23 protein-coding genes and 1 pseudogene are annotated in these 26798 nt (G+C 63.9%); 12 read left to right on the forward strand and 12 right to left on the reverse strand.

The features are described 5' to 3' along the window. Together MVA01S_RS06025 and holA are read left to right on the forward strand one after the other, a co-directional pair. On the forward strand, positions 1-867 hold an 867-nt coding region (locus MVA01S_RS06025; RefSeq protein WP_169801743.1), incomplete at its 5' end, for a ComEC/Rec2 family competence protein. Between the two features lie 5 nt (positions 868-872). Next, a complete protein-coding gene (gene holA, locus MVA01S_RS06030) occupies positions 873-1823 on the forward strand; it encodes a DNA polymerase III subunit delta (protein WP_174538851.1) in 951 nt (316 codons plus the stop codon). 82 nt (positions 1824-1905) lie between these two features. Here holA and MVA01S_RS06035 read toward each other — a convergent pair whose 3' ends face one another. The 9 genes from MVA01S_RS06035 to MVA01S_RS06075 all read right to left on the reverse strand — a co-directional run bounded on the left by MVA01S_RS06035 (position 1906) and on the right by MVA01S_RS06075 (position 10075). Continuing rightward, on the reverse strand, positions 1906-2946 hold the full coding sequence (locus tag MVA01S_RS06035; RefSeq protein WP_003928457.1) for a phosphotransferase family protein: 1041 nt from the start codon (positions 2944-2946) through the stop codon (positions 1906-1908). Between the two features lie 41 nt (positions 2947-2987). Next, positions 2988-3338: a DUF4286 family protein gene (locus tag MVA01S_RS06040; RefSeq protein WP_003928458.1), complete on the reverse strand. Its 351-nt coding sequence runs from the start codon at positions 3336-3338 to the stop codon at positions 2988-2990. A gap of 71 nt (positions 3339-3409) precedes the next feature. After that, a complete protein-coding gene (locus tag MVA01S_RS06045) occupies positions 3410-4165 on the reverse strand; it encodes an SDR family NAD(P)-dependent oxidoreductase (RefSeq protein ID WP_003928459.1) in 756 nt (251 codons plus the stop codon). Then, positions 4166-5410, reverse strand: a complete 1245-nt coding sequence (locus MVA01S_RS06050) for an amidohydrolase family protein (protein WP_003928460.1) — start codon at positions 5408-5410, stop codon at positions 4166-4168. Between the two features lie 48 nt (positions 5411-5458). Continuing rightward, complete coding sequence (locus MVA01S_RS06055) at positions 5459-7045, reverse strand: FadR/GntR family transcriptional regulator (RefSeq protein WP_003928461.1); 1587 nt, start codon at positions 7043-7045, stop codon at positions 5459-5461. Further along, positions 7042-8199, reverse strand: coding sequence for a thiolase C-terminal domain-containing protein (locus MVA01S_RS06060; protein WP_003928462.1), 1158 nt, complete (start codon positions 8197-8199; stop codon positions 7042-7044). The genes MVA01S_RS06055 and MVA01S_RS06060 overlap by 4 nt, the downstream gene beginning before the upstream one ends. Further along, positions 8196-8636 (reverse strand): Zn-ribbon domain-containing OB-fold protein, encoded by a 441-nt coding sequence (locus tag MVA01S_RS06065; protein WP_040539764.1) that lies wholly within the window; start codon positions 8634-8636, stop codon positions 8196-8198. Before MVA01S_RS06065 ends, MVA01S_RS06060 begins: the two co-directional genes overlap by 4 nt. Next, positions 8633-9778, reverse strand: a complete 1146-nt coding sequence (locus MVA01S_RS06070) for an amidohydrolase family protein (RefSeq protein WP_040539766.1) — start codon at positions 9776-9778, stop codon at positions 8633-8635. Before MVA01S_RS06070 ends, MVA01S_RS06065 begins: the two co-directional genes overlap by 4 nt. 54 nt (positions 9779-9832) lie before the next feature. Then, positions 9833-10075 (reverse strand): ferredoxin, encoded by a 243-nt coding sequence (locus MVA01S_RS06075; RefSeq protein WP_003928465.1) that lies wholly within the window; start codon positions 10073-10075, stop codon positions 9833-9835. Positions 10076-10233: 158 nt separating this feature from the next. Between MVA01S_RS06075 and MVA01S_RS06080 the strand changes: the two genes are divergently transcribed. From MVA01S_RS06080 to MVA01S_RS31720, 4 genes and pseudogenes are all read left to right on the forward strand, one after another. Then, positions 10234-11730: an aldehyde dehydrogenase family protein gene (locus MVA01S_RS06080; RefSeq protein WP_040539769.1), complete on the forward strand. Its 1497-nt coding sequence runs from the start codon at positions 10234-10236 to the stop codon at positions 11728-11730. Continuing rightward, on the forward strand, positions 11727-12932 hold the full coding sequence (locus tag MVA01S_RS06085) for a CaiB/BaiF CoA transferase family protein (protein WP_040539770.1): 1206 nt from the start codon (positions 11727-11729) through the stop codon (positions 12930-12932). The genes MVA01S_RS06080 and MVA01S_RS06085 overlap by 4 nt, the downstream gene beginning before the upstream one ends. 79 nt (positions 12933-13011) lie before the next feature. Continuing rightward, positions 13012-14550: an acyl-CoA synthetase gene (locus MVA01S_RS06090; protein WP_040539772.1), complete on the forward strand. Its 1539-nt coding sequence runs from the start codon at positions 13012-13014 to the stop codon at positions 14548-14550. Positions 14551-14717: 167 nt separating this feature from the next. Further along, a pseudogene (locus MVA01S_RS31720) lies at positions 14718-15399 on the forward strand (zinc-binding dehydrogenase); the annotation flags it as partial. 68 nt (positions 15400-15467) lie between these two features. Here the strand turns inward: MVA01S_RS31720 and MVA01S_RS06105 are convergent. Further along, on the reverse strand, positions 15468-15974 hold the full coding sequence (locus MVA01S_RS06105; RefSeq protein ID WP_003928469.1) for an Rv2253/PknI dimerization domain-containing protein: 507 nt from the start codon (positions 15972-15974) through the stop codon (positions 15468-15470). 265 nt (positions 15975-16239) lie between these two features. Here MVA01S_RS06105 and MVA01S_RS06110 point away from each other — a divergent pair, with 265 nt between their 5' ends. From MVA01S_RS06110 to MVA01S_RS06135, 6 genes are read left to right on the forward strand one after another with little or no spacing between them, the layout of a single operon-like run. After that, the gene (locus MVA01S_RS06110; RefSeq protein WP_003928470.1) at positions 16240-17427 is read left to right on the forward strand and encodes an MCE family protein; all 1188 of its coding nucleotides are present in this window, start codon (positions 16240-16242) and stop codon (positions 17425-17427) included. Next, the gene (locus tag MVA01S_RS06115) at positions 17424-18452 is read left to right on the forward strand and encodes an MCE family protein (RefSeq protein ID WP_040539775.1); all 1029 of its coding nucleotides are present in this window, start codon (positions 17424-17426) and stop codon (positions 18450-18452) included. The genes MVA01S_RS06110 and MVA01S_RS06115 overlap by 4 nt, the downstream gene beginning before the upstream one ends. Next, positions 18452-19534, forward strand: a complete 1083-nt coding sequence (locus MVA01S_RS06120) for an MCE family protein (protein WP_003928472.1) — start codon at positions 18452-18454, stop codon at positions 19532-19534. The genes MVA01S_RS06115 and MVA01S_RS06120 overlap by 1 nt, the downstream gene beginning before the upstream one ends. Further along, the gene (locus MVA01S_RS06125; protein WP_040539777.1) at positions 19531-20979 is read left to right on the forward strand and encodes an MCE family protein; all 1449 of its coding nucleotides are present in this window, start codon (positions 19531-19533) and stop codon (positions 20977-20979) included. Before MVA01S_RS06120 ends, MVA01S_RS06125 begins: the two co-directional genes overlap by 4 nt. A 44-nt stretch (positions 20980-21023) precedes the next feature. Then, positions 21024-22202: an MCE family protein gene (locus MVA01S_RS06130; RefSeq protein ID WP_237024187.1), complete on the forward strand. Its 1179-nt coding sequence runs from the start codon at positions 21024-21026 to the stop codon at positions 22200-22202. Beyond that, positions 22203-23714, forward strand: coding sequence for an MCE family protein (locus MVA01S_RS06135; protein ID WP_040539780.1), 1512 nt, complete (start codon positions 22203-22205; stop codon positions 23712-23714). A gap of 274 nt (positions 23715-23988) precedes the next feature. Here MVA01S_RS06135 and MVA01S_RS06140 read toward each other — a convergent pair whose 3' ends face one another. Both MVA01S_RS06140 and MVA01S_RS06145 read right to left on the reverse strand, forming a co-directional pair. Continuing rightward, positions 23989-25353, reverse strand: a complete 1365-nt coding sequence (locus MVA01S_RS06140) for a cytochrome P450 (protein ID WP_003928476.1) — start codon at positions 25351-25353, stop codon at positions 23989-23991. A 42-nt stretch (positions 25354-25395) separates the two neighbouring features. After that, complete coding sequence (locus tag MVA01S_RS06145) at positions 25396-26697, reverse strand: acyl-CoA dehydrogenase family protein (RefSeq protein ID WP_003928477.1); 1302 nt, start codon at positions 26695-26697, stop codon at positions 25396-25398. Positions 26698-26798: the final 101 nt, after the last annotated feature.

The following is a 26798-nucleotide window of genomic DNA, read 5'->3' on the forward strand; positions in this document are numbered from 1 at the left end:
CTGGCGCTGCCGCCCGAGCAGGCGGCGATGCTGCCCGCGCTCGTGCTCGGCGACATGTCGGCGGTCCCGGCGCAGACGGCGGCCGACTTCCGCGCGTCCGGCCTGGCCCACCTGACCGCGGTCTCGGGCGCGAACGTGACGATCGTGTGCGGTGCGGTGCTCCTGTCGGCGGTGCTGATCGGACCGCGGGCCGCGGTCGGGCTGGCGGCGCTGACGCTGATCGCGTTCGTGGTGGTCGTACAGCCGTCGCCCAGCGTGTTGCGGGCTGCGGTGATGGGCGCCATCACGCTGTTGGCCGTGCTGGCGCACCGGCGCCGACAGGCCATGCCCGCACTGGCGGCCACCGTGATCGGGTTGATGATCGGCGCGCCCAGGCTCGCCGTCGACGTCGGGTTCGCGTTGTCGGCGTCGGCCACCGCGGCGTTGGTGGTGCTGGCCCCGGCGTGGTCGAAGCGGCTGACCGGGCGGGGCTGGCCCCGGCCGCTGGCCGACGCGGTCAGTGTGGCGCTGGCCGCTCAGTTGGTCACCGCGCCGCTGGTGGCCGGTGTCTCGGGTTCGGTGAGTCTGGTCGCAGTGATCGCGAATCTGGTGGTGGCACCGGTGATTCCGCCGATCACCGTGCTGGGTACCGCGGCGGCGGCGCTGAGCGCGCTGTGGCCTGCGGGGGCGGAGTTGTTGATCCGTTTCACCGGGCCGGAGGTGTGGTGGCTGCTGGAGGTGGCCCGGCGCTCCGCGCAGTTGCCCGCGGCCTCGGTCACCGTGCCGTCCGGGGTCGCCGGGGTGCTGAGCGTGGCGGTGGTCGCTGCCGTGGTGGCCCTGGTGTGGCATTGGGCGGTGTCGGGGCGACGTGGCACCATCGTGCGGTGAGTCAGATGACGGGCGTGCACCTGGTTCTGGGTGACGAGGAACTTCTGGTCGAACGGGCCGTCGCCGGAGTGCTGCGCGCGGCCAGGACCGCGGCGGGCACCACCGACGTGCCTGTGGACCGGCTCCGGGCCGGTGAGGTCAGCGTCAGCGAGCTCGCCGAGCTGCTCAGCCCGTCGCTGTTCGCCGACGAGCGGGTTGTCGTGCTGGAGTCAGCCGCCGAGGCCGGCAAGGACGCGGTGGCGCTGATCCAGGACGCGGCCGCCGACCTGCCCGCCGGCACGCTGCTGGTGGTGGTGCACTCCGGCGGTGGGCGGGCCAAGGCGCTGGCCGATCACCTGAAGAAGCTGGGCGCGCAGGTGCACCCGTGTGCGCGCATCGCCAAGCCGGCCGAGCGGGCCGACTTCGTCCGCCGCGAGTTCAAGGCGCTGCGCGTCAAGGTCGACGACGACACCGTCACCGCGGTGCTCGACGCGATCGGTTCCGACATCCGGGAGCTGGCCGCGGCGTGTTCCCAGCTGGTTGCCGACACGGGCGGCGCGATCGACGCGGCCGCGGTGCGCCGCTACCACTCGGGTAAGGCCGAAGTGAAGGGGTTCGACATCGCCGACAAGGCGGTCGCCGGGGACGTGGCGGGTGCTGCCGAGGCGCTGCGCTGGGCGATGATCGCGGGGGAGCCGCATGTGGTGCTGGCCGATGCGTTGGCCGAGGCCGTGCACACGATCGCACGGGTGGGGCCGATGTCGGGGAACCACTTCCAGATCGCCGGCGAAATCGGGATGCCGCCGTGGCGGGTGCAGAAGGCGCAGAAGCAGGCGCGACGCTGGTCGCGCGACACGGTGGCCGAGGCGATGCGGTTGGTGGCCGCGCTGAACGCCGACGTCAAAGGCGCCGCCGCCGACGCCGACTACGCGCTGGAGAAAGCAGTCCGCTCAGTCGCCGAGCTGGTCAGCGACTAGAGAACACGGGATGCCATCGACTGAAGGTCAGGTCGTCGTAGAAGTCGTGGTAACAGCCCGAAGTGCGCGACGGGAAGTCCGCCTACCGCACGTGAACGGCCTTGCCGCCCAATGATGTCGCCATCTCGGCAGCAGTGCTGGTCGACTGCAGAACCATCGACCCGAACGCATCGGCGACCTCGCGGTCCCCGTCTGGAGTCGCCACGTTGCGTGCGTAGGTGCGTTCCAGCACGATGCCAATCTTGAAGTTGGCCAGCACCAGGTAATAGTCGAGGTTGTCGGTCGACAGGCCACTGATGTTCTCGTAGTGCTCCAGCAATTCGCTGCGCGGTGGCATGCCCTCCATGGACAGGTAGAAGTCGGTCTTCGGTTCTTCGCCGTCATAGCCGAGGACCGCCCAGGCGAGGTCGAGCAGCGGGTCGCCGATGGTGGTCATCTCCCAGTCGACCAACGCCGCCAGCCGTGCGGGCGCACCGTGGGCATACATCACGTTGGCGAACTGGTAGTCGCCGTGCATGATGCCCGGCGTGAACTGGTCCGGCCGGTTGGCGCGAAGCCAGTCGGCAGCGACGTCCAGGCCGGGCAGCTCACGAACCTGGAAACCCGCCAGGAACTTCAGCCAGCGGTCCACCTGACGATCGTGGAATCCGTCAGGCCGACCGAAGCCCTCCAAACCTTGTGCGCGCCAATCCACCCGGGCCAGTTTCGCGGCACCCTCGATCAACTGGAACGCCAAGCCGCGTCGTGCGTCGAGGTCGGCGTCGAACGGCGCGGGCCAGCCCCTGTCCATCGGGCTCCACCCGTCGACCTCTGCCATGACAAAGAACGGTCTGCCCAGCACTTCCCCTGATTCATCGGCGGCAATCAATTCGGCGTGGGGGACGTCGGTGCCCGCCAGGGCACGCACCAACCGGATCTCGCGAAGCAGGTCGGCCAAGCGTCGCTCGTCGGCGCGCTCACCAGGCATGCGCATGACCATGCGGTCATCGCCCCGCTCGATGATGTACAGCGCATTCTGTGACCCGCCCGCCAGCGGGTGCAGTGCGGCCAGTTCACCGTTTCCTGCCACGTCTTGTTCGTCGAGCCATCGGCTCAAGCGGGGAATGTCGAGGTTGTTGTTCACGATGTGTGCGCTCCCACTAGTTGACGTGTCGGGACTGTTTGTCAGGCATTGACTTCGGAGCTACGAGCAGTCCAGAACGACAGTTGCCAGCTGGACATGTCGAGGCAGTCGGCCATGGTGATCTGCCCGGCGGCCACACCCTCTTGAATTTTGCCCAGGATGGCGTTGACATCGCCTTCCATCTCGTAGATGACCGCGTAGCGATGCGCGGGCGCCGTGGAGCCTTCCGCGTGGTAGATCTGCGCGTCTTTGAGGTTATAACGCTGCGCCGACAGCATGCCGGGGATCGAGAGCAAGTCCGGTATGTGGACGTTGTCGTACCAGTCATTGAATTCGTCGTCCTTGCCGTCCAACGGATTCGAGAAGACGATCTGGATGAACTTGTCGGCCATGGAGCTCCTTCATCAGGCGGCTGTTCGCGCAGGTCGCTACCGATGTAAGTCGATATCCACGACCGAGTCAACTATTTACGTTCCATTGTCGAGATCCACTGCTCGTAATCGGTCGCTTTCGCGGACAACAGGTCCTGGCCCTGCGCTGAGTCGAGAATGAGGAAACGTTCCGCGTCGATCGCCGCGACCAGGCGCTCGGCGACCTGTTCCGGAGTCGCGGCGCTCTGCAGTATCGGGTGACCTTCCGGTATCCCATTGGCCACCAGCATGGGTGTCAGCATCGGGCCAGGGCAGAAGCAGGAAACCTTGATGCCTCGCGGGCGATAGGTGGCCGCCAGCCACTCGGAAAACCCCAGCGCCGCCTTCTTGCTCACCGAGTACGCCGGCTTGTCGGGGTGCAGCGCCAACGCCACGAGCGACGCGGTGTGCAGCAGGTAACCGTCGCCGCGTTCGAGCATTGCAGGCAGCACTTCGCGGACCGCGTACACGTACGACATCACATGCAGTCGCCAGCTGACGTCCCAGAGCCCGTCATCAGGGATGGTGTCGTGTTGCGCCGGACCGGTGTACCCCGCGTTGCTGAACCAGATGTCGATCTCGCCGTAGGTTCGACGTGCCAGCTCGGCGACAGCGCGGACATTGTCCTCAACGGTGATGTCACACACCACTCCGACGGTGCCGACGGCTCGGCTGACTCGATCCACTCCGTCCGGGTTCTGATCGGTGACAACAACTTTTGCACCCTCAGCGGTGAACCTGTGCGCACACGCCTCGCCTATTCCGCTGCCCGATCCCGTGATGACGACGACCTTGTCACGCAGTCGCATCTAGAAGGCCCGCTCGGCAGGGCGCAGGTTCCCCACCGATCTGACGCTGATATCCCAGTCGGAGACCTGCGCGCGCAACGCTCCCACCGTGGCCCGCTCACGTGCGATGTGCGCGAAGGGGTCGTAGCGGAAGTGTCGCATCGCGTTGAGGTGGGTGATCTTGTTGATCTCGTCGTCGGGGACATCGACGAGCGACTTCATCAGGATCTCGGGAGCGTGCGGCCACGTGGTGTCCGAGTGCGGGTAGTCGCACTCCCAGGTGATGTTGTCGATGTTCAGGTGGTGGCGGTTCTCGACGCCCACGAGATCATCGATGAAGCAGAAGATAACCTGCTCCTTGAAGATCTCGGACGGTAGGCGGTCCCCGAGATCCATTCCGCTCCAATGCTGCGTGTGCTTGTAGATGTAGTCCACCCGCTCGCAGAAGTACGGCAACCATCCCGTGCCACCCTCTGACAGTGCAATGCGAAGCGAGGGGAACTTGCGGAAGACCGGACTCCACAACAGATCGGCTGCGGCGGAGAACAATCCGATGGGCGAAAGGGTGTAGATGAGCTCGATGGGCGCGTCCGGTGATGTCATGGGCGGTGCCGAATTCGACCCGAGATGGATGCACACGACGGTGCCCTCGTCGGCGCAGGCCTCCCAGAACGGATCCCAGTGCTCGTCGTAGATGCTCGGCAGGCCCAGGTCGTAGGGGCTGGACGAGAAGGTCACGGCGTGACACCCTTTCGCGGCGAGGCGCCGTACCTCGGCGGCGGTACCCACGGGATCCCACATCATGGGCAGGCCCAACGGAATGATCCGTCCGGGATGGGTCCCGGCCCAGTCCTCGATGTGCCAGTCGTTGTAGGCCCGCACCATCTCCGCAGCTTGCGCCTTGTCCGCGGTCTGCATGAACAGTTGACCGCAGAACCGAGGAAAGGACGGGAAGCACATCGAACCGAGCACGCCGTTGGCGCTCATGTCCTTGACCCGGGCGTCGATGCTATAGCAACCCGGGCGAATCTCCTCGATCGTAGTGGGTTCCATGCCGAACTCGCTCGGCGGTCGTCCCGCCACAGCGTTGAGCGCAGGGTTGAGGATCTCCTGGCCTTCGTAAACCCAGGCCATCGTGCCGTTTTCGCGGCGGACGAAACGAGGGGCCTTGTCCGCGTATCGCTTTGCCACCCGTCCCTCGAACATGTGGGCCGGTTCGATCACATGATCGTCGACACTCACCAGGATCAGATCATCGACGTTCATCTCTCTCCTTGATTTCTCTCGCGCTTCGCAAGGTACGAAGCGTGCAGATCACCCCATCAGATCGAGCACCAGCCGGCGGCTGAACTCCGACTCCTCGGCCCATGCCGCGTTGGCATTGAGCGCCTTCGTCCAGACCGCGGTGGCGCGAGCGGGATCGTGCTCTGCTGCGGCATCGACGAACTGGCCGAAGAGGCGTTGGGCGCGGCGGTTGGTTCGAGTCACCCCCGGTATGTCCTTGACGTCGGCGGCGACACCCGGCTCGATGGCAATCCGGACCCAGTGCAGGATTTCGGCGATCACGGTCAGGGCGGGGTTCTTGACTGCCGAGAAGACAAGCATCTCCGCGTCCCGGTAGGCCGTGACGAAGCGCCCAGTGTCGTCGCAACATTCGGCGAGTTCGATGCCCGCCCGTTTCACTGCGCTGAGCTGTTTGGTGCCGATTCGCGACGCGGCCAGGCCCATGATCGATGGTTCGATGAGTCGAAGTGCGCGGTAGAAATCGGCGAGGGTGGTGCCCCGCGCTTCCAGCACAATGCCGGCGAGTTGGGATGCGACGCGAGTGGTAGGCGTGCGGATTGTCGCCCCGGACCGGTCACCGGTGCGCAGGTTGAGCAGGAATTCCATTTCGAGGATCCGTAAGGCCTCGCGGAGTGTCGGCCGCGATATGTCGAATTCGACGGCGAGCTCGGCCAGTGGCGGCAGCCGGTCACCCTCACCGAGACGCCCCTCGGCGATGCGGGTTCTGATCTCGGTGGCTACCACCGAGGCGCGGCGGGGTGCCGACTCTCCGCTGTCGTGGCCGGCTTGGGCTCGCCAGAGTGGTGCCACGTCGATCGGCTGGCGGCTGAAGTTGCGGCTGACCAGCAGTCGGTTGGTGGTGTAAAGGTAATCACTCCAAGTGTTTTGCGCCAGCGATCCGTCGCCGCGTCTCGCGGCGTCCAGGAAGGCGCTATGACTGACCACCACGCGCCGGGCGATCTGTTCCGCTGACGAGGTGTCGGTGCTACCGATCGAGGAGTAGAGCTGGCCGGCATAGATGTCACGGAAGACTCCGGCGATCACGGCAAGGGTGCGGTTGCCGGACAGCTCGATTACGGCTTGGTCGAAGGCAGACATCGCGGTGACGAACGACAGGGGATCGTCGGCTGCCCGCTCAGCGTCGTGGAGTTCGACGAGGGTCTCGATGTCATCGAATCCGGCCCGCACCGCGAGTAGTTCGGCGGCAGGCGGTTCGACGACCGTCCGGACCTCTTCCAAATGAGCGAGGGTGGTATTGCGCAGCTGTAAGAGCAGAGCGACATAGCGGGCAACCGCATCCAGGCCGGGCCGGCGGACCACCGCGCCGCCACCCCGTCCGCGCTTGATTTCGACAAGTTGTTGGGACTCGAGAATGCGTAGCGCTTCGCGCAGCGTGTCACGGGAGATCTGTAGTTGCGCGGTGAACTCCGCCTCGGGCGGCAGCCGATGGTTTGCAGCAAGCTCACCGGTGAGGATCTGTCGCCGGAGGTCACCGGCAAGTAGGTGGGAGACTTTCTGGGTGTTGCGCCGCGGCAGCGCACGCCAGACGGCACCGCCACCGTCCGCCTGGCTGGGTGCGACGGCGCCATTGGCTTGCGCGTCCTGGTTTTCGGTCATACCGCAGTCAATACCATCGCTCCGCATTGTGGGTAGACGCCGCTGGCGACCAGCGCGACACGCGCGTCCTGGACCTGCCGGTTCTCGCACTGGCCTCGTAGCTGAAGGACCGCTTCGTTGAGAAAGCCGATCCCGTGCAGACGCCCCTCCGCGAGCTGGCCGCCGGCGGTGTTGAGCGGAAAGTCGCCGCCGGGGGCCAGCCGGCTGCCATCGCCCACCCAATCGCCGAACTCGCCTCGACCGCAGGCGCCGAGTGCTTCGATCCACGCGACGGTCACGGGCGTGAAACCGTCGTACACCTCGGCCACGTCGACATCATCGAGGGTCAGCGACGAGCGCCGCCAGAGGCGCTCAGCGCAGTTGAACATGCCTCCGTAGAGGAAGTCGACGTCGAATACCCAATCTGCGCCCCGCCCGGTCGCGTATGCCATCGCATCGACCAGCACAGCGGGCTGGCGCAGGTCGTTCGCACGTTCGGCGGTCGTGATGACAGTGGCTACTGCGCCGTTCACCGGATAGTCGCAGTCGAGCACACGAAGCGGATCGACGACCATCCGTGATGACAGATAGTCGTCCATGGTCAGTGCGTCCCGCAGCACAGCACGGGGGTTGAGCGCAGACCACCGACGCGCGTTGACAGCGATCCGACCGAAATCGTCCTCAGGCCGGCTGTACTCATCTATCCATCGGCGCTTCTTCATCGCCAGGTTGACCAGGATGCCGCCGAGATAGCCGTAGGGAGTGAGGAATTGATCGCGTCCGCTGATTTCGTCGGGTCCGCTGGCCACACCCCCCTGGTGGCCGGCGGCCCGCGTCAGACATCGGAAGACGAGCGCCGTTTCGCAGGCGCCGGCCGCGACGGCCATCACCCCGGCTAACGCCCCGCCGAGCCCCGACGGGTTGGAGGCCATGATGTCGGCGAAGGCGGCCAGATCAGGCACGCCGAGCAGCCGAGCCATATCCTGCGCGCCGGGGGACTCTGGACCGAACTTGTACTCGAATATGCCGTCGACATCGGCCGAGCGCAGGCCGGCATCCGATAATGCCGCCTTGGCCGCGGCGACCGCGAGTGAGTTCGGGTGAGGTTCGCCCTTGCGGCTGAGGTCCGAGTATCCAACGCCGACGACAGCGACCGGGCGTGTCAAGGAGGTCATCGGATTTCCTCAGACAATCTGAACTGCGGCAACGTCACTGCGCCCCGCTGTTCGTACACCACCTCGACGGCCATGCCGCACGACAGCGTAGTTCCTTCGGCCACATCGACCAGATTCGTCAGGATCCGCAGTTCGGGCTGCTCGTCGAGTTCGACGAGGGCGACGAGGTACGGAAGTGCGTCAACGAACCCGGCGTGTAACGGCCGGTCAACCTTCGCGTAGGAATAGATCACGCCACGCCCGCTCACTTGCGCGGGTTCACACTCCTGCGATTGGCAATGGCTGCAGCACATTTCGGGCGGATACTGCAGCTTTGCGCATGCGTTGCAGCGCTGGATCACGAGACGATGCTCCGCGGCAGCATTCCAGAAGAAGCCACTGACATCGTCAAGGGCCGGTACCGGCCGAGGGTCACTCGGCGTCTCGGTGTCGCTCACAGCACGCGTACCTGACCCTCGAGCGCCGGGACGGTCTCGGGCAGGTGGTAGGTCGCGATCCCGTTGCGGAACATCACGTTCTCGCGGGCGTATTCGGGCAGGTGCTTGACGAGCCAACGTGGATCGTCGAACGTCCAGTGCGGGTAATCCGAGCTGTACAACAGGATTTTGTCGCACTCCATCCATTCGAATGCGCGCATCAGTTCGGTTTTGTCCTCGGGGTAGTCCAGTGGCTGGGTGGTGAACTTGATGTGGTCCTTGACGTATTCGCTCGGCTTACGCTTGATGTCCATCCAGGATTTCCGAGCCTCGTAGATGGCGTCCATGCGCCACATCAGCGGCAGGATCCAGCTGAAGGCGTGTTCGATGAAGACGATACGCAGGGTCGGGAAGCGGTCGAACACCCCGTCGAAGATCAGGCTCATCACCTGGTTGGCGGCCAGGAGTGAGTACGTCACCATGAAATCGTGGTTGTAGCTGGGGAGGCCGACCGGCGGCATGGGGAGCTCGTCGTAGTTGCCGCGGCCCAGGTGGCAGCTGACAGTGATGTCGTGTTTAGTGGCTGCGGACCAGATCGGGTCGTACTTGGGATGTCCCCAGGACGGCCGAGGCTCGGCGTTGATGAGGATCTGCGCCATGTACGGGTGTCCGGCCCATTGTTCAATTTCGCGAACGCACGCGTCGGGCTCCTCGATCGCCAGGCAGATCGAACCCCGCCAGCGCTGATGCCAGTTGTTGTGATCATCGAGCCAGTGGTTGGCTTGCCAGGTGTTGTGGGCGGAGCAGATCGCAGCGGTCGCCTCGGTCAGTCGACAAGTGCCGTGGATCGGCTCCAGAATCGCGATGTCGGCGCCGGCTTCCAGGATCAGTTGCCTGAAAGCCAGATCGGGATCACTGCCGGCGAACTCACCGTCAGCGGGGAATGTGTCCACCCGCATCGCGCGGGCGTGCGCGTAATCAGGTGCGTCGTAGTAGATCTGTTCGCCGACGGGGCGGCTGAGGAAGTACTTGCTGCGCCACGGCTCCGGGATGTAGGGCGTCAGTTCCCCGATGCGGGGAACTGGATGGACGTCGGAGTCGACGCAGCGCACATGGATGTGCTCCACGGGAATTGTGCGCTTCGCGGTATGAATTGCAGCCATCGAAATTCCTCGCAACTCGAAGGTCGGGCCGGTGTCGTTCGCTCCGTCAGTTCTCTACTGTATGGCTCGTTGGCCGCCGAGCTGCGACGTCGCCTCATCGGCGATGTGGTCGAGGACGATGGCCTGCTCTGGACACGATTGCGCAGCTTCGATCACGAACTTTTCGCGATCCGCCGGTGCCAGGGTCGTGACGGCGGACGCGCTACCGTCGACTTCGCTGAGCGTGAACATGTCGGGTGCGATCATCGCGCACAGCGTGTGCCCCTGGCAGCGGGCCGAATCTACGTGGACCTTCACGAATCTTCCTCCGGGAATGAGCGCCGACGAATACGCGTCCTGTGTGCAGCTAAACGCAGACAGACGACCTAGTCAACTATTTCCGTGTTATCGTCGCCTCGCTATGGCTGGGGCGCGCTTTCGCGCCTCTGACGGAGCCAAGACGGTGGGAGGCATCGATGCCAGCTCAGCACGCGACCGATACCGGACCAGGCACCTCGCTGAGGGGGACAGCCGACCGGAGACTGCTCATCGACGGCCGATTGGCTCCGGCGGAGGGCGGGCAGGTGTACCCGTCGATCAACCCGGCAAACGGTCGGGTGATCGGGTATGCGCCAGACGCGTCTGCGGCGGATGCCGCAAGCGCCGTTTTGGCCGCCCGACGAGCCTTCGATGAGACCGATTGGCCGACCGATGTAGGGCTGCGTACGCGATGCCTCGAGCAGCTGCACAAGGCGTTGCTGGACCACCGTGAAGAGCTCAGGGAGTTGACGATCGCCGAGACGGGCGCGACCCGAATGCTGACCGAAGGTCCGCAGCTGGAGAATCCGATCGGAGTGGTCGGATACTACACCGACCTGCTCAAGAAGTATTCGTTCGTCGAAGACCTCGGCACCGTCGAGAGCAGGGGACAGCGGCATCACCGCTGGGTGGAAAAGGAAGCAGCCGGCGTCGTCGCTGCGATCATCGCTTACAACTATCCGAACCAACTCGCGCTGGCCAAACTCGCTCCCGCATTGGCAGCGGGCTGCACGGTGGTACTCAAGGGTGCGCCGGACACGCCACTGGTCACGCTGGCCATCGGCGAGCTCATCCGCGAGCACACCGAAATTCCGCCGGGCGTCGTCAATGTCATCAGCGGCGCGGATCCGCAGGTCGGCGTGGTGCTGACGGAAAGTCCCGACGTGGATATGGTGACTTTCACCGGTTCCACCGCGACCGGTCGCCGAATAATGGCGGCAGGCAGTGAAACCCTCAAGAAGGTGTTCCTGGAACTCGGCGGAAAGTCGGCGATGATCGTGCTCGACGACGCCGACTTCGCCAGTGCCGCAATGATGGCAGCGTTCATGACCACTTCGCATGCGGGACAGGGCTGCGCCCTGATGACCCGGATGCTTGTGCCGCGGAAACATCACGACGAAACCGTCGAGATGCTCGCGCAGAACTTCGCCATGGTGGCCTACGGGGACCCGGCCGATCCCGCCAACTACATGGGCCCATTGATCAGCGAGCGGCAACGCGAGAAGGTCGACAGCATGGTGGCGCGAGCGATCTCCGAGGGCGCCACCCTGGTTACCGGCGGAAAAAAGGTGGACCCCGGCTACTTCTACGAACCCACGTTGCTGACGGATGTCGACCCGCTCAGCGAGATCGCGCAGGAGGAGGTGTTCGGGCCGGTATTGGTCGTCCTTCCCTACCACGATGACGACGACGCGGTCCGGATCGCCAACGACTCGATCTACGGACTCTCCGGGGGCGTGTTCGGTGACGAGAAACGGGCGGTCGCCGTAGCGCGGCGGATCCGCACGGGGACACTGAGTATCAACGGCGGCGACTACTCGGGCCCGGACTGTCCGTTCGGCGGTTACAAGCAGTCCGGCATCGGCCGCGAACTCGGTGTCGCCGGTCTCGAGGAGTTCCTGGAGCGCAAGACCTTCGCGGCGGCCGTCCAGTGAAGCCTTTGGAGGGCATCCGGGTTCTGGAAGTCGCCATGTACGGGTTCGTGCCGACGGCCGGTGCGGTGTTGGCCGAGTGGGGTGCCGACGTGACGAAGGTCGAGCATGCGGTGACGGGTGACCCGCAGCGCGGACTGCGCCAGGTCGGTGCGCTGGTCGTCGACGGAGAGCCGAATCCCAACGTCGACAACGCCAACCGCGGCAAGCGGAGCATCGGACTGGACATGTCGGTCCCGGTAGGCCGCGAGGTGCTCTACGACCTGGCGAGGAGTTCGGATGTCTTCCTGACCAGCTTCCTCCCGCAGGCGCGGACGAAGCTCGGCATCGACGTCGACGACATCCGCGCGGTCAATCCAGCGATCATTTACGCCAGGGGCAGCGCGTTCGGGCCGCGTGGGCCCGAAGCCGACAAGGGCGGCTACGACATGACCGCGTTCTGGTGCCGTGCGGGCGCGGCCGCGACGGTCACCCCGCCGGAGATCGACGGTTTGATCAGCCTCCCAGGCCCCGCATACGGGGACACGATCTCCGGGACCAACCTGGCCGGCGGGGTCGCGGCGGCGCTGCTCAAGCGCGAGCGTACCGGTGAGCCGTCGGTGATCGACGTCTCGCTGCTGAGCAGCGGCGTCTGGGCGATGGGGCACACCATCTCCCTCACCAACCACCTGGGCCAACGCCTGGTCGCCCAACCTGCCAACGCGAACCGGTCGCCGAACAACCCGCTGGTCGGCCTCTATCCGACGGCCGACAACCGATACATCTCGTTCGTGATGATGCAACCGACGAAGTTCTGGGCGGACGTGTGTCGGCACATGGACATGCCCGAACTCGCCGACGACCCGCGGTTCGGCACCGCCGAGTCCATCGCGGCAAATACACCGGTGGCCGCGGACATCCTGGCGAAGGCCATGGCGACCCGAACGCTGGTCGAATGGTCCGAACGGTTCGCGACCTTGGCCGGTCCGTGGGCGCCGGTGCAGGACACCCTCCAGGTCGCGCGGGACGTTCAGGTCCGGGCCAATGAGTACCTCGTGCGGACAGGCGAACTGGAACTGGTGACCAATCCGGTGCAGTTCGACGTCACCGCGCCGAACGTCGGACCGGCGCCGAAGTTCGCGGAGCAGACCGACGAGATCCTCGCAGGGCTGGGTCTGGACTGGGACCAGATCATCGAATTGAAGGCGCAGGGCGCCGTCACCTGACGATCTGGATGCAGAATCGGAAGGAGGATTGGAAAGCGATATGATTCCGAACCGCACTGCCGATCGGCAGCCCAGGCGGATGTCACCGGATTGGCATGCCGCGGTGACTCCTGAGGCACTGGCCATCGTCATGGCGCATAGCGGCGAGACGGTCACCTATGGCCAGCTCGACGACCGGTCGAGACGGTTCGCGACCGCGCTCCGGCAACAGGGTCTTCGAGCCGGCGATCATGTAGCGCTGCTGATGGGCAACGAGCGCGCCTTCCTCGAGGTGGCGTGGGCGGCGCAGCGTGCCGGCTTGTACTACACCGCGATCAACAGCCACCTGCGATCACGCGAGGTCCAGTATGTTCTGGATGATTGTCGGGCCACCGCGCTGGTGTGCAGTGCCGACCTGGCCGCGGTGGCGGCGGGCCTCGACGTCTCCAGGATCCCGGTCCGCGTCTCGGCCGGTGGCCACCTGCGGGGGTTCGTGCACTACGACGACGTTTTGGCGTCCTCGCCCGCCGGCCCGGTGCAGGGGGAGCGTGAAGGCCGCGAGATGCTGTACTCGTCGGGCACCACGGGCTTCCCGAAAGGCGTGCGTAAACCACTGCCCTGCAACGCATTTGGCGATCCGTCCTCGGTACCCGCCCAGATCGCCGCCGGCATGACCGATGGCAGCGGTGCTGGCTCGGTGTACCTATGTCCGGCTCCGTTGTATCACTCTGCTCCGCTGGTCGGCTCGATGTCCTGGCATCGAGTAGGTGGAACCGTGGTGGTGATGGAGAAATTTGATCCCCGCGAGTGCCTCGAGCTTATCGAGCGATACCGGATCACCGATGCGCAGTTCGTACCGACGATGTTCGTGCGCATGCTCCGGTTGCCCGACGATGTTCGCGCGGGCTACGACGTGTCCACTCTGCGCAGAGTGTTGCACACCGGCGCGCCCTGCTCGATCGCGGTCAAACAGCAGATGCTCCAGTGGTGGGGACCGATCATCGACGAGTACTACTCGGGAACCGAGGATCTGGGCGCGACCTACATCTCGGCACAGGAGTGGCTGCGCCATCCAGGCTCGGTGGGCAAGCCCATAGAGGACTGTCACGTCGTCGGCCCGGACGGCCAGGAGTTAGAGGCCCGGGAAGTGGGGGTGGTCTACTTCTCCGGCGGCCGGCCCTTCGAATACCACAACGACAACCTCAGGACTCGGTCGGTAACCAACGACAAAGGCTGGCGGACGCTGGGTGACATGGGCTTCCTCGACGAGGAGGGATATCTGTACCTGACCGACCGTCAGGCCCACATGATCATCTCCGGCGGCGTGAACATCTACCCACAAGAAACCGAAAACCTCCTCCTTGGCCACCCGGCAGTCGTCGATGTCGCAGTCATCGGTGTACCCGACGAGGAGATGGGCGAAGCCGTCAAAGCTGTTGTCCAGCTGGCAGAGTGGGCAAAGCCTACGGTCAGTCTGAAATCCGAACTGATCGCGTTCTGCCGCGCGGAGTTGGCCGCCTACAAGTGCCCGCGGACCGTCGACTTCGTCGACGCCCTACCCCGGGATCCCAACGGCAAACTGTACAAACGGTTGGTTCGGGAGCGCTATTGGGCAGATCACGAGTCACGCGTGAACTGAGCGTGCGACCGAGAACTCGCCCGGTTGGCGACTACGAGATGCCGGCGAACTTCAGCTGGGGTGGAATGCCCTATGAGCTTGTGTATGAGCAACTGAAGCTGTTCGCAGACAAGGTGCTCCCGGACCTGAAGGCTGAGGCGGTAGGTGAGTCGGCGACCGATGAAGGCATCGTGTGCCGGGAATATGGCGAACCCGAAGATCTCGTGATCGATAAATTACCCGATCTGACAGCGGATCCGGGCGAGCTCGTGATACGGGTGCGCGCCGCTGCGGTCACTATCCGGATGCCCGGTTGATCGGCGGCAGGTATCAGGTCGAGGTACCGCCACCGTTCAGTCCGGGTAGCGAGATGGCCGGTGAGGTGCTCGCCGTGGGTGACGGTGTGAACTACCGGCCGGGTGCTCGGGTGTCCGCGGCGACTTTCGTTGGTGCGTTCGCCGAGCAGGCTGTCGTCGATGCCCGTGCAGTGTCACCGATACCGGACGGTATCGACTACGCAGAGGTGGCCGCATTCGGCGTCACCTATCGCACCGCCTACTACGGCGTTGCGCACCGTGCCCCCGGTGCGACCGGGCGACTGGGTGGTCGTGCTCGGGGCAGCGGGGGTATCGGCCTCGCAGCGGTGGACATCGGGAAGCTGCTCGGAGGCAGGGTCTTGGCGGCGGCCTCCGGCCAGGCCAAGCTCGACCTGTGCCGTGAGCGCGGCGCCGAGGCGTGCGGGACTACGACCGTGAGGATCTGCGCGAGCGGATCAAGGAGATCACCGGCAAGGGTGGCGCTCAGATAGTCATCGATCCAGTCGGCGGACCCTATTCCCTGGCCGCGCTTCGTGGTCTGGGGAGGCGCGGCATCTGAGCTGCGCCCCTTGTGAAATCTGAGCATCAGACGTGCGACAGGAATGAGTCAGGCTGCCCTACTCAGGCGGTCTGGTCGAGTCTGAACGGCATCGTGATCTGAGTTTGCAGATTGCGGCCGCAGGCACCGCTGACTCCGGTGGTTTCGTCCCAGCCTGCCCACGTCTGCGAGTTCCTGACCGCCTGCCCTTCCTCGTCGACGGGGTAGAACTTGAATATCTGCTGGCCGGGATAAGTGGTGACGCCGTCAGGACACTTCATCCAGTCCGGCAGAGTCCGCCTCACGAACCACTGCCCGGCCATGTTGCGGACTTCGGCGGTCCATCCCTGATCGCTGGTCACCGTACCGGCGCACAAGTCGGCCAGACTGCACGTGGTCTGAATTGTCCAGGTGCTTCTGACAGTCGCCTGTTGTTCGAAGCGTGAGTTGGTTTTGGCTTGGAAACCCAACGACGACGCCCGGTAGGTCCCGTTGAGCGCTCCGGCGGTGTCCGCGCGGACTGTCGGAGGGCAGGAGATGTGAACCAGCGCAATGACAACCGTCATCGACGCCAGTGCAAGTACGCGCATTGCCTCTCCATCCGAGATGATCCGCGACGACTGTTCGCGCGCAACTCTAAAATAGTTGACTCGGTCCGCGTTATGGGCTTGTATCAAAAAGTTCGATTCGGCGGCTTGCCAGGCTCGGAGGTGAGGGTGTGAAGATGCCCGACGTCGCGTACGCGTGGCTCAGGCTCGCTGAGTCGGTACCAGTGCTCGGGGGTGCAAGTGCTCGATTCCCACTCCGCTGCGGGCAGGCCGAGGGCACCTCGTTCACACAGCGGCGAAGCCTCGCATGAACAGCGCAGTCGTGCGACCCTTGCTCGGGCTGACCTTCGTCGCGGTGATCGCTGCGCTTGGCGCCGGCGCCGCGTTCCTGTTCCGCGGTGGGGCAACAGACAGCGTGCCTGCGATGGTGCTCTCCCCGCGAGCCGGTCTGGTCTTGAATCCCGACGCGAAGGTGAAGTTCCACGGCGTCCAGGTGGGGAAAGTCTCCGCGATCGAGAGCATGCCGGACGGCCAAGCGGCGATTCACCTGGCGATCGATGCCGCGTGGGCACACTTGATTCCAGCCGATACGCGCGTAAGCATCGACTCCACAACGGTATTTGGCGCCAAGTCCGTCTCACTCGTGCCGCCGAGGGAACCATCGGCAGAAACGCTGGAAGCTGGGCAGGTACTGAATTCCGAGAACGTGACCGTCGAAATCAACACAGTGTTCGAGCGGCTCACCTCGGTTCTGTCGAAGGTCGAACCGGCGAAACTCAGCCAGACCCTCGGGGCTATCGCCACAGCTTTCGACGGACGGGGCGAGAGATTCGGTCAGGCGCTGGTTGACTTCGATGCGTACCTGGCCGAGATCGAGCCGAGCCTGCCCTCGCTCAGCCACGACATCGAGGTGATGCCAGAGGTCCTGAGTGCTTACGCTGACGCAGCACCGGACTTGCTGGGCATCGTGGACAGTGCCACGAGAATTAGCGAGAGCATCGTCGAAGTGCAATCCGATCTCGACACATTCCTGATCAGTGCGATCGGCTTGGCAGACACCGGTAGCGACGTCATCGGATCCAACCGGGCCGCGTTGACCGATGTATTACAGCTGTTGGTCCCGACCACCGATCTGACGAACGAGTACAACACCGGGCTCACCTGTGCCCTCCAGGGCCTCGAGCGGATGGCGAACGTGCCTCCGTCGGTGGTCCCCGGCGTCCTGACCTCGTTCGGACTCACCCTGGGTGCCGAGAGATACCGGTACCCCGAGAATCTCCCCAAGGTGGCGGCCACCGGCGGCCCCCATTGCTTCGCTCTGCCCGACACCCCGCCCGGATACCGCACGCCGCAACTGATCACCGACATCGGTGTCCAGTCCACCCAGTACGGAAACCACGGGATCGTATTGAACGCGGACGGGCTCAAACAGTTGCTGTTCGGGTCCATCTCAGGGCCGCCACGCAACTCTGCACAGATCGGGCCAACCGGGTGACCCGTCGTGAACGTGCTGCGGCCGCCAAATTCGGGGCTTTTGCGGCGGTGATGCTGGTGCTGTTCTGGTTCCTCTTCAACGTGTTCAGCCAATCCCGAACCGGACCCACGGCGAGCTACACGGCAGACTTCGCCGACGCCTCCAGCCTCAAACCGGGGGATTCTGTACGCATCGCGGGCATCCGCGTCGGTACCGTGAACGACATTGCACTTCAGTCGGATTTGAAGGTCATGGTCAAGTTTGATGCCGACCGCGACATCATGCTCACGACCGGCACCACCGTCGAGGTGCGCTATCTCAACCTGGTCGGGGACCGCTACCTGGAGTTGGTCGACGGACCGGGGTCGACCCGAATCCTCCCTGCGGGGTCGACGATACCGACTGAGCGCACAAAGCCGGCCCTGGACCTGGATCTACTGCTGGGCGGCCTGAAACCGCTTATCCAAGGGTTGAATCCCCAGGACGTGAACGCGCTGACGAACTCGCTACTTCACGTGTTCCAGGGGCAGGGCGGTCCGCTCGAGTCGCTGTTGTCACACACCTCGTCGTTCTCGACTGCGCTCGCCGACAACAGTCAGGTCGTCGAGCAACTGATCGACAACCTGAACACGGTGGTCGCCACACTGGCCAAGGACGGGGATAAGTTCTCTGCATCGGTCGACCAACTGGAGAAACTCATCACCGGTCTGTCGGCAGATCGCGATCCGATCGGCACCGCGATCTCGGCACTGAGTAGTGGAACCGAATCTCTGGCCGATCTGCTGGACACCACGCGGCCACCGCTCGCGGAGTCGGTGACGCAGCTGGGCCGGCTGGCGCCGTTACTGGATGGCGACAAAGACACCCTCGACCTGGCTCTGCAGAGGGCGCCGGCAAACTACCGGAAACTCATGCGGCTGGGTTCTTACGGCAGTTTCATCAACTACTACCTCTGCGGCGTCACCTTCCGCGCGACGGACCTGCAGGGGCGCACAACGGTTTGGCCCTGGTTCAAGCAGACAAGCGGAAGGTGCGCCGAGCCGTAATGCTGAAATACCGCGGAACCCATCTGATGCGATACGGATTCATCGGGGTCGTGCTGGTGGTACTGGTCATCGGCGTCGGGCTTGCGCCTGAGCGCATCCTTTCGTGGGCGGGGTCGCTGACATACAGCGCAACCTTCACCGAAGCTGGGGGCCTGCGGACCGGTGATCTGGTCATGGTCTCCGGAGTTGCATCCGGATCGGTGTCCAGCGTCGAATTGGACAGAGGTAAGGCCTTGGTGCGCTTCACCGTCAGGGCCAATGTGACGCTCGGGTCAGAGAGTTCAGCCCACATTCGTACCGGCTCGCTACTCGGCCAGCGCGTGCTGACCATGAGCTCAGCCGGGGCCGGGCGGTTGTCGTCCTCGGACACCATCCCGGTCTCGCGCACGTCCTCGCCGTACTCACTGACCGAAGCGACAAGTGATCTCACCACGAACACCGCAGGTACGGACACCACCGCACTCAATCGGTCGTTGGACACGTTGTCGGACACCATCGATCAGATCGCGCCGCAGCTGGGACCGACGTTCGACGGGCTGACTCGACTGTCGCTGTCCATCAACCGCCGCAACGACACCCTGGGCGACCTCTTCGAGAGCGCCGGCGATATCACCGGGATCCTGTCGGAGCGGAGCCAGCAGGTCAGCACGCTCATTCTCAATGCCGACGATCTCCTCGGTGTGCTGGTTGAGCGACGGCGCGCGATCGCGCAACTGCTGGTGAGCACGTCCGGGTTGGCTGGAGAGCTGTCCGGCTTGATTGCCGACAATGAAAAGGAGTTGGCTCCCGCGCTGGAGCAGCTGAACTCAGTCGTCGCCATGCTCGAGAAGAACCGTGACAACCTCGCCAAAGCGTTACCAGGATTCGCAAAATATCAACTGACACAGGCTGAGACGGTCTCGAGCGGGTTCTATTACAACGCATATGTTCCGAACCTGGCCCAGGCGCAGCTGCTGCAACCGTTCCTCGATTATGCGTTCGGCTTCAGAAGAGGTGTCGATGCCGGCCGGCCCCCCGACGGTGCAGGACCTCGTGCGGAGCTTCCCTTCCCCTACAACGGGATTCCAGGAGGATCACGATGACACGACGCACGTGGTTGAGGGTGGCGGTTGCCGTCGCACTGGTCGCACTGGTCGGTGGCGGCGCGGCTTTCCTGATGCGCCACGAATTTTTCGCGCCCACGAGGTACACCGCCTATTTCGCATCGGCGGCCTCGGTATACGCGGGCGACGACGTGCGCGTTGCCGGTGTGAATGTCGGAACCATCGAAAGCGTCGAGGTCCAGGGCACGCAGGTCAAGATGACACTGAACGTGGAGCACGGCGTGTCGATCCCCGCCGATGCGAAAGCAGTGATCGTTGCACCGAATCTGGTCGCAGCCCGGTATGTCCAACTGACGCCGGCTTACGAGTCAAGTGGATCGATTCTGGCTGACGGGGCGGTCATTCCGCTGGAGCGGACCGCCGTTCCGGTCGAGTGGGATGAGGTGAAGGAGCAACTGACCAGGCTCGCCACGGATCTGGGGCCCAGCGACGATACATCGAACACCTCGGTCGGCCGGTTCATCGAGAGTGCAGCCGACGCGATGGATGGCAACGGGGGCAAACTCCGGCAGATGATCACACAGCTGTCCGAAATGGCACGCATCGTCGCTGACGGCGGTGGCAGTATCGCCGACATCATCAAGAACCTTCAGGTGTTCGTCACGGCGCTTCGCGACAGCAACACACAGATCGTGTCGTTCCAGAATCGGCTGGCCACCTTGTCCAGCGTGTTGGAGGACAGCACTCCTGACCTGGATGCGACCTTGACGAATCTTTCCTCCGCGGTCGGTGATGTGCAGCGCTTCATCGCCGGCAGCCGGGACCAGACCGCCGATCACATTCGCCGCTTGGGAAATGTCACCCAGAACCTTGTCGATCACAAGACCGATCTGGAGAACGTCTTGCATGTGGCGCCGAACGCCTTCGGCAATACCGTCAATAGCTACAACCCCGACACGGGCTCCATCCTGGGCAGCTTCGCTCTCAACAACTTCTCGAATCCGATGCAATTCTGGTGCGGCGTCATCGGTGCGACGGATAACGCCACGTCCGCTGAAACAGCGAAACTCTGCGCGCAGTATCTTGGACCCGCGGCACGTCAGATGAACTTCAATTACCTTCCATTCCCGGTGAATCCGGTCTTGATGCCTTCCCCGCGAAACGTCGTCTACTCGGATCCGGCGTTGGCCCCCGGTGGTGCAGGCCCCGCTCCGGGGCCGCTCGAAGCGCCCTTGGGGCTATCCGCCTATGGGCCGTCGGGCGTTGCGGCCAACCCCGGGCAGGCTGCTGCTCCTGCGGCGCCGCCACCATTCACAGGTCGCGCACCTGGCATACCACCGCCAGGAGCGTCTCCGGGCGACCTTCCGACCACGGGGAGAACCGTTCTCGAAACGGCGCTGCCCGGCGCTGCTGAGATGATTCCCGCCGCGCCGTCGCCGACGCTGCAGGACATGCTCCTTCCCGCAGAGAGGTCGCTACCATAAACGACTCGACTGTTGTTCGACGTGTGTTCCTCATCAGTGCAAGCGTGGCGCTCGCGGTGAGCGGGTGCGCGTTCGACGGGCTGAACTCGTTGCCGCTGCCCGGCAGCGCAGGCCGTGGTCACGGCGCGACCACTTACCATGTCGAGATCGCGAATGTGTCGACACTGGAATCCAACTCGCCCGTAATGATCAACGATGTGGTCGTCGGGAGCGTCGGGAGGATGTCGGTCAGGAACTGGCACGCCGACGTCGAGGTGTCGCTGGAACCCGGCGTCGTGTTGCCGGCCAACGTCGTTGCCTCGGTGGGACAGACCAGCCTCTTGGGTTCGATGCATCTGCAGCTCAATGTGCCCCCGGGTCAGGCGCCAATTGGACGTGTCGAACCCGGGGCAACCATCCCGCTGAGTAGATCGTCGACTTATCCCTCCACCGAGCGGACCCTGTCGGCGCTATCGGCCGTCGTCAACGGCGGCGGTCTCGGGCAGATCGGCGACATCATCCACAACGTCAACGATGTCCTGTCCGGGCGCGAAGACCGCATTCGCAGTCTCCTCACTCGGCTGAATACCTTTGTGGGTACGATCGACGCGCAACGCGACGACATCGTCTCTACAATAGAGAGCTTGAACCGGCTGGCGGCAACGATTTCCGGTCAGCGTGAGGTGGTCGAGCGCGCGCTGCAGAAGATTCCAGCTGCTCTGGATGTCCTGGTTCGGGAGCGCCCTCGGCTCACCGAGGCACTGGAGAAGTTCGGAACGTTCAGCGACATAGCGAACACCCTCGTGGACGACACGCAGGCGGACTTGGTGAGAAATCTCGAGAACCTCGGACCTACGCTGCGATCGCTCGTCGATGTTGGACCGGGCTTGGATGCGGTGCTGGCCTATGCGACGACCGTTCCGTTCACGCAGAACTTCATCGACCGCGCTGTCCGAGGCGACTACGTCAACCTGTTCGCCGAGTTCGACATCACCGTTCCACGGTTGAAGAGGGGCCTGCTGCTCGGTACTCGTTGGGCGCAAGACGGTGCGACGCTGACGCCGGCGCCCGGTGAGCCGGGCTACCTGAACTATACGAATGATCCCCTCGGGTTCGGGCCCGCACTGCCACCGCTGGACACGGAAGTAACGCTGCCGCAGTCGGGTTCGGATCCGGCGGCTCCGCCCGAAGCAGGTGGGCAAGTGCCGGGACCGGCCGGTGCGTCGACGAACGGGGGTGGCTAGTTGCTGACGCGATTTGTCCGAGCTCAGCTGATCATCTTCACGCTTGCATCGATAGTCGCCATGAGTGTCATGTTCGTTTCGTACCTGCAGGTCCCGACACTCCTAGGATTTGGGCGCTACACGGTCACGTTGGAGTTGCCCGCCTCAGCCGGCTTGTACCGGTTCGGCAATGTGACCGTCCGGGGCGTACAGATCGGCAAGGTGACCGAAGTGGTACCAACCAGCGCGGGTGCTCAGGCGACGCTCGTTCTGGATACTTCACCCCGAATCCCGGCCGACCTGCAGGCTCAGGTGCGAAGTGTTTCGGCAGTCGGCGAGCAGTACGTGGATTTGCAGCCGCGCATCGACGGAGGACCGTATCTGGAGGACGGCTCGGTGATCTCGATGCGAGACACGGCCCTTCCGCAACAGGTCGGGCCCATGCTGGACCAGGTCGGCAAGCTGGTCGCCAGCATTCCCGAGGAAAGACTCAGCGATCTGCTGGACGAGTCTTATCAGGGGCTCGACGGAAGCGGAGCCGACTTCGGGTCGCTTTTGGACTCGGCGGCCACGCTCAGCGAGGACTTCGGCGGTGTCAGTGCGCAGACGCAAAATCTCATCGAAGACGCGGTGCCGCTGTTGGATTCGCAGGCAGCGAATGCGGACTCGATAAGGCAGTGGGCGCACAGTCTCGCCGCGGTGACGGGACAGTTGGTGACCAATGATCCCGAGATTCGCAGTCTGCTGCGTGACGGGCCTGGGGCCTTCGACGAGACGGCGAGACTCCTCGACGAGGTGAAACCCACCCTGCCGGTGTTGCTCGCAAATCTCACCACCGTCGGACAGATCGGCGTGACGTACAACCCCTCGATCGAGCAGCTCTTGGTGTTGCTGCCGAACTATGTCGGCCAACTTCAGACGTTCGGGATGCCGTCAAGCAATCCCACGGGTGTGAGTGTTGGTGATTTCAGTTTGACGATGAGCGATCCGCCGGCATGCACCGTCGGTTTTCTGCCGCCATCGTCATGGCGGTCTCCGGCTGATCTGACCGAAGTGGATACCCCGGATGGCCTGTACTGCAAGCTGCCTCAGGATTCCCCGATCGCAGTCCGCGGGGCGCGCAACTACCCGTGTATGGCGGTGCCGGGGAAGAGGGCGGCAACCGTGCAGGACTGCGTGAGCGACAGTCCTTTTCAGCCGCTGGCGCAGCGCCAGAATGCCCTCGGTCCATATCCGTTCGACCCGAACCTGGTGGCCCAGGGCGTTCCGGTCGATGACAGGGTCGGAAACGAGAACACCGTCCTCGATGGGCCGCTGCCCGGGACTCCGCCACCGGCTTCTGGGATCGGTGCGGTGCCCGTTGCGCCGAGCTCATTCGGCACAGGCGGATCCGAGAGCAGCCCTTCGGTGGCGGTGACCGGATATGACCCGCGCACCGGCCAGTACGTGGGACAAGGTGGAGAGGTCTATCGACAGACTGACCTGGTCATTACGCAGACGCCGAGAACCTGGAAAGACCTGCTTCCGATCTAGGGAGGCGGCGTACCTTCAGTGCCGACCCGGTCGCCAGTTCGTATCACTTCACCGCGTGCACAACGCCGCTCATCTTCGCTCGCTGCTCCGCGCGGATTGGCGAGCGATACTGACGATCGACACGGTTCCAATAAATAGTGCGCGCAGTCGTATGCTAGCGGCTAGCCATCTCGAGGGAGGGATCATCGGGATCCCAACGGGAAGCTCTACAAGCGGCTACTTCATGATCGCTATCAACTCGGCCACGAGTCACGCGTGATCTGAGCCGATCGGTTCAGTCGATAACGGCCTGCCCCTTGAATTCGGTGATGGGGCGGGCCAGACCCTGTTCATCGCAGATGCGCTGCAACCGGGCGAGCGTTTCGTCAAGCCCGGCACCTATCTTGTTACCCGGTGTGAATGTCGCCGGGAGGTGACGCATTCCCTGGATCACTCCGATGGTCTCGTAATGGACCGCGCGCTCGGGGTCGCAACGGTAGTCCGGTATCCGCTCCAACACGCCGGTGAGCATCGACTTGAAAACAACCCTCGCGACGTTCGAACCGATGCACCGGTGTGGACCGAGACCGAACGCAAAGTGACGGTTCTTCCTGCGGTCCAAAATGATCCGATCCGGCTGTTCGAACAACTCCGGATCGCGATTCGCGAACGCCCACGAAATGTAGACCCGATCGCCCTCCTTGAAGTTCACTCCCATCAACTCGATATCGGTGTCCATGGTGCGCCCGTCGCCGGGCGCCGGCGTGTAGAACCGAAGGAACTCCTCGGTAGCCCCGTCCAGCATGACGTCGAGATCGCGAATGAGCCGAGCGCGCTCGGACGGATTCTCGGAAAGCCACTCCAGTGAATGCGCCGTCAAGGCTGTCGTGGTGTCGAAGCCGCCGCCGATCAGCAGGTTCAAGACGCCCAACAGGTCCATGTCGGGCGGTACCTCGCCATCGATCCGTGTCTGAGCCAGGGCCGCGATGAGACCCGGCCGGGGGTTGTCGCGGATCTCGGCCAGGGTGTTCATCAGGTCGATTCCCATCGTCATGTAGCCCTCCATGACGCGCGACCGATCCGGCGAATCCGGTTTCGTGTAGACGAACGCGTGTACGGGGTCGCTGTACATGGACCACTTCTGAATCGGGATGCCCAGCATGGCGAGCGTGATCACGGCAGGTACCACGTTGGCGAGGTCATCCACGAAGTCGATTTCGCCACCCTCGATCTTCTCGTCGAGGCACGCACGCACGACTTCGTCGATGAACGGCTGCCACCGTTTCACCGCCGCCGGTGACAAGTACGGATTGATGACGGTGCGGTAGGTACGGTGCTCATCACCGTCCATTTCGAGAAACCCGCCGCGAACGCCTGCCGCTTCGGCAGGGGCCGGAATCGAGATGCCCGTGTATCCGCGTCTCGTGCCGTCGACATCATGTTCGTTGACCATGTGGGGGCAACGTGCGAGTTCAAATACCGCATCACTGCCGCCCGCCACCCAATAGCCGCCGTAGGTGTCGTTCCAGGCGACCGGGCACTTTTCGTGCATCGTCTCGGCGATTTCCTGAAACCGCTCCCGAAACTCCGGACTGTGCCTGTCGAATTCGATTTGCGGTCGCTTGCGCTGATCGTCGTCCACGACGTCCTCAATGGTCACGGTGTGCTCCTCGTGTTTGTATCGCGCTCACGTCCCGGGCTGTCACTGGTTGCCGACCTCGAGTTCGAGAAACTCTGCAAGTTTCGACCGGGCGGCGTCGCGCTTTGCGGGGAGCCATTGACTCGGCCACATCCCTTCGGCGGTGTCGTAGTCCCTCAGCACCTGGCGGGCGACTGTGGTCTTGTGTACCTCGGTAGGGCCGTCCACCAGGCCCATCGCCGCAGCGCCATGGATCATCTTGAACAACGGCATCTCATTGGACACACCCAGAGCGCCATGCACTTGCATTGCTCGCCAAGCGATGTCGTGCAGCACGGTGGGCATTGTCGCCTTCACCGCGGAGATGTCCTTGCGCACCTTCTTGTAATCGTTGAACTCGTCGATCTCCCAGGCGGTGTAGAGCACGAACAGCCGGAACTGCATGAGTTGGGCATACGAGTCCGAGATGAACCCCTGCACGAATTGCTTGTCAGACAGCCGGCTTCCGCTGGTTTCCCGGCTGAGCGCACGCTCGCACATCATGTCGAGAGCCTGTCGCGCCATGCCGATGGTGCGCATCGCGTGGTGAATTCGTCCGCCGCCAAGGCGGGTCTGCGCTATCGCGAAGGCCTGACCTTCGCCGCCCAGCAATGCCTCAGCGGGCACTCGGACGTTGTCGTAGTGGATCAGAGCATGAGAGCCCTCGTTCTCGGGCTCACCGTACAACCCGACGTTTCGCTCGATCTTCACTCCGGGCGTGTCCGTCGGCACCAGGAACATCGACATCCCCTGATAAGGACTGACGTCCGGATTGGTGACCACCATGACGATCAGGAAAGAGGCCGTCTTGGCGTTGGAGGAGAAAAACTTCCATCCGTTGATCACCCAGTCGGAACCCTCACGATGGGCCCGCGTCTGAAAGCGGGTGGGGTCCGCTCCTGCTTGGGGCTCGGTCATCGAATAGCTCGAAAAAAGTTCGCCGTCGAGCAGCGGTTGCAAATAACGGCTTTTCTGGTCGTCGGTGCCGTAGTGCGCGATGATCTCGGCGTTGCCCGTGTCGGGAGCCTGGCATCCGAACACTATCGGCGCCCACATCGAGCGACCCAAGATCTCGTTCAGCAGAGCCAGCTTGAGTTGCCCGTACCCTTGGCCGCCGAGTTCAGGGCCCAGATGGGTCGCCCACAGCCCCTTGCTGCGCACCTGGTCTTTGAGGGGGTCGATCGCTTTGCGCCGGGCCTGGTTGAGCGGAACGAACTCCTGGCCCGGCCACACCAGGTCCAGCGGCTCCACTTCGTCACGGACGAAGTCTTCGACCCAGTCCAATAGCTCCTGATATTCGGCGTCCGTCTTGAAATCCCAGGCCATCCCGCCTCCTGCGCAACGGTTTACGAAAGCGAATGTGGTCAGTATCGGATCAGCGCATGCTGGGCTTGCGGCGGATACCGGCCTCTTCGACAAGGTAGTGG

It is taken from the genome of Mycolicibacterium vaccae NBRC 14118 = CIP 105934, from assembly GCF_001552715.1.
GTDB lineage: Bacteria > Actinomycetota > Actinomycetes > Mycobacteriales > Mycobacteriaceae > Mycobacterium > Mycobacterium vaccae.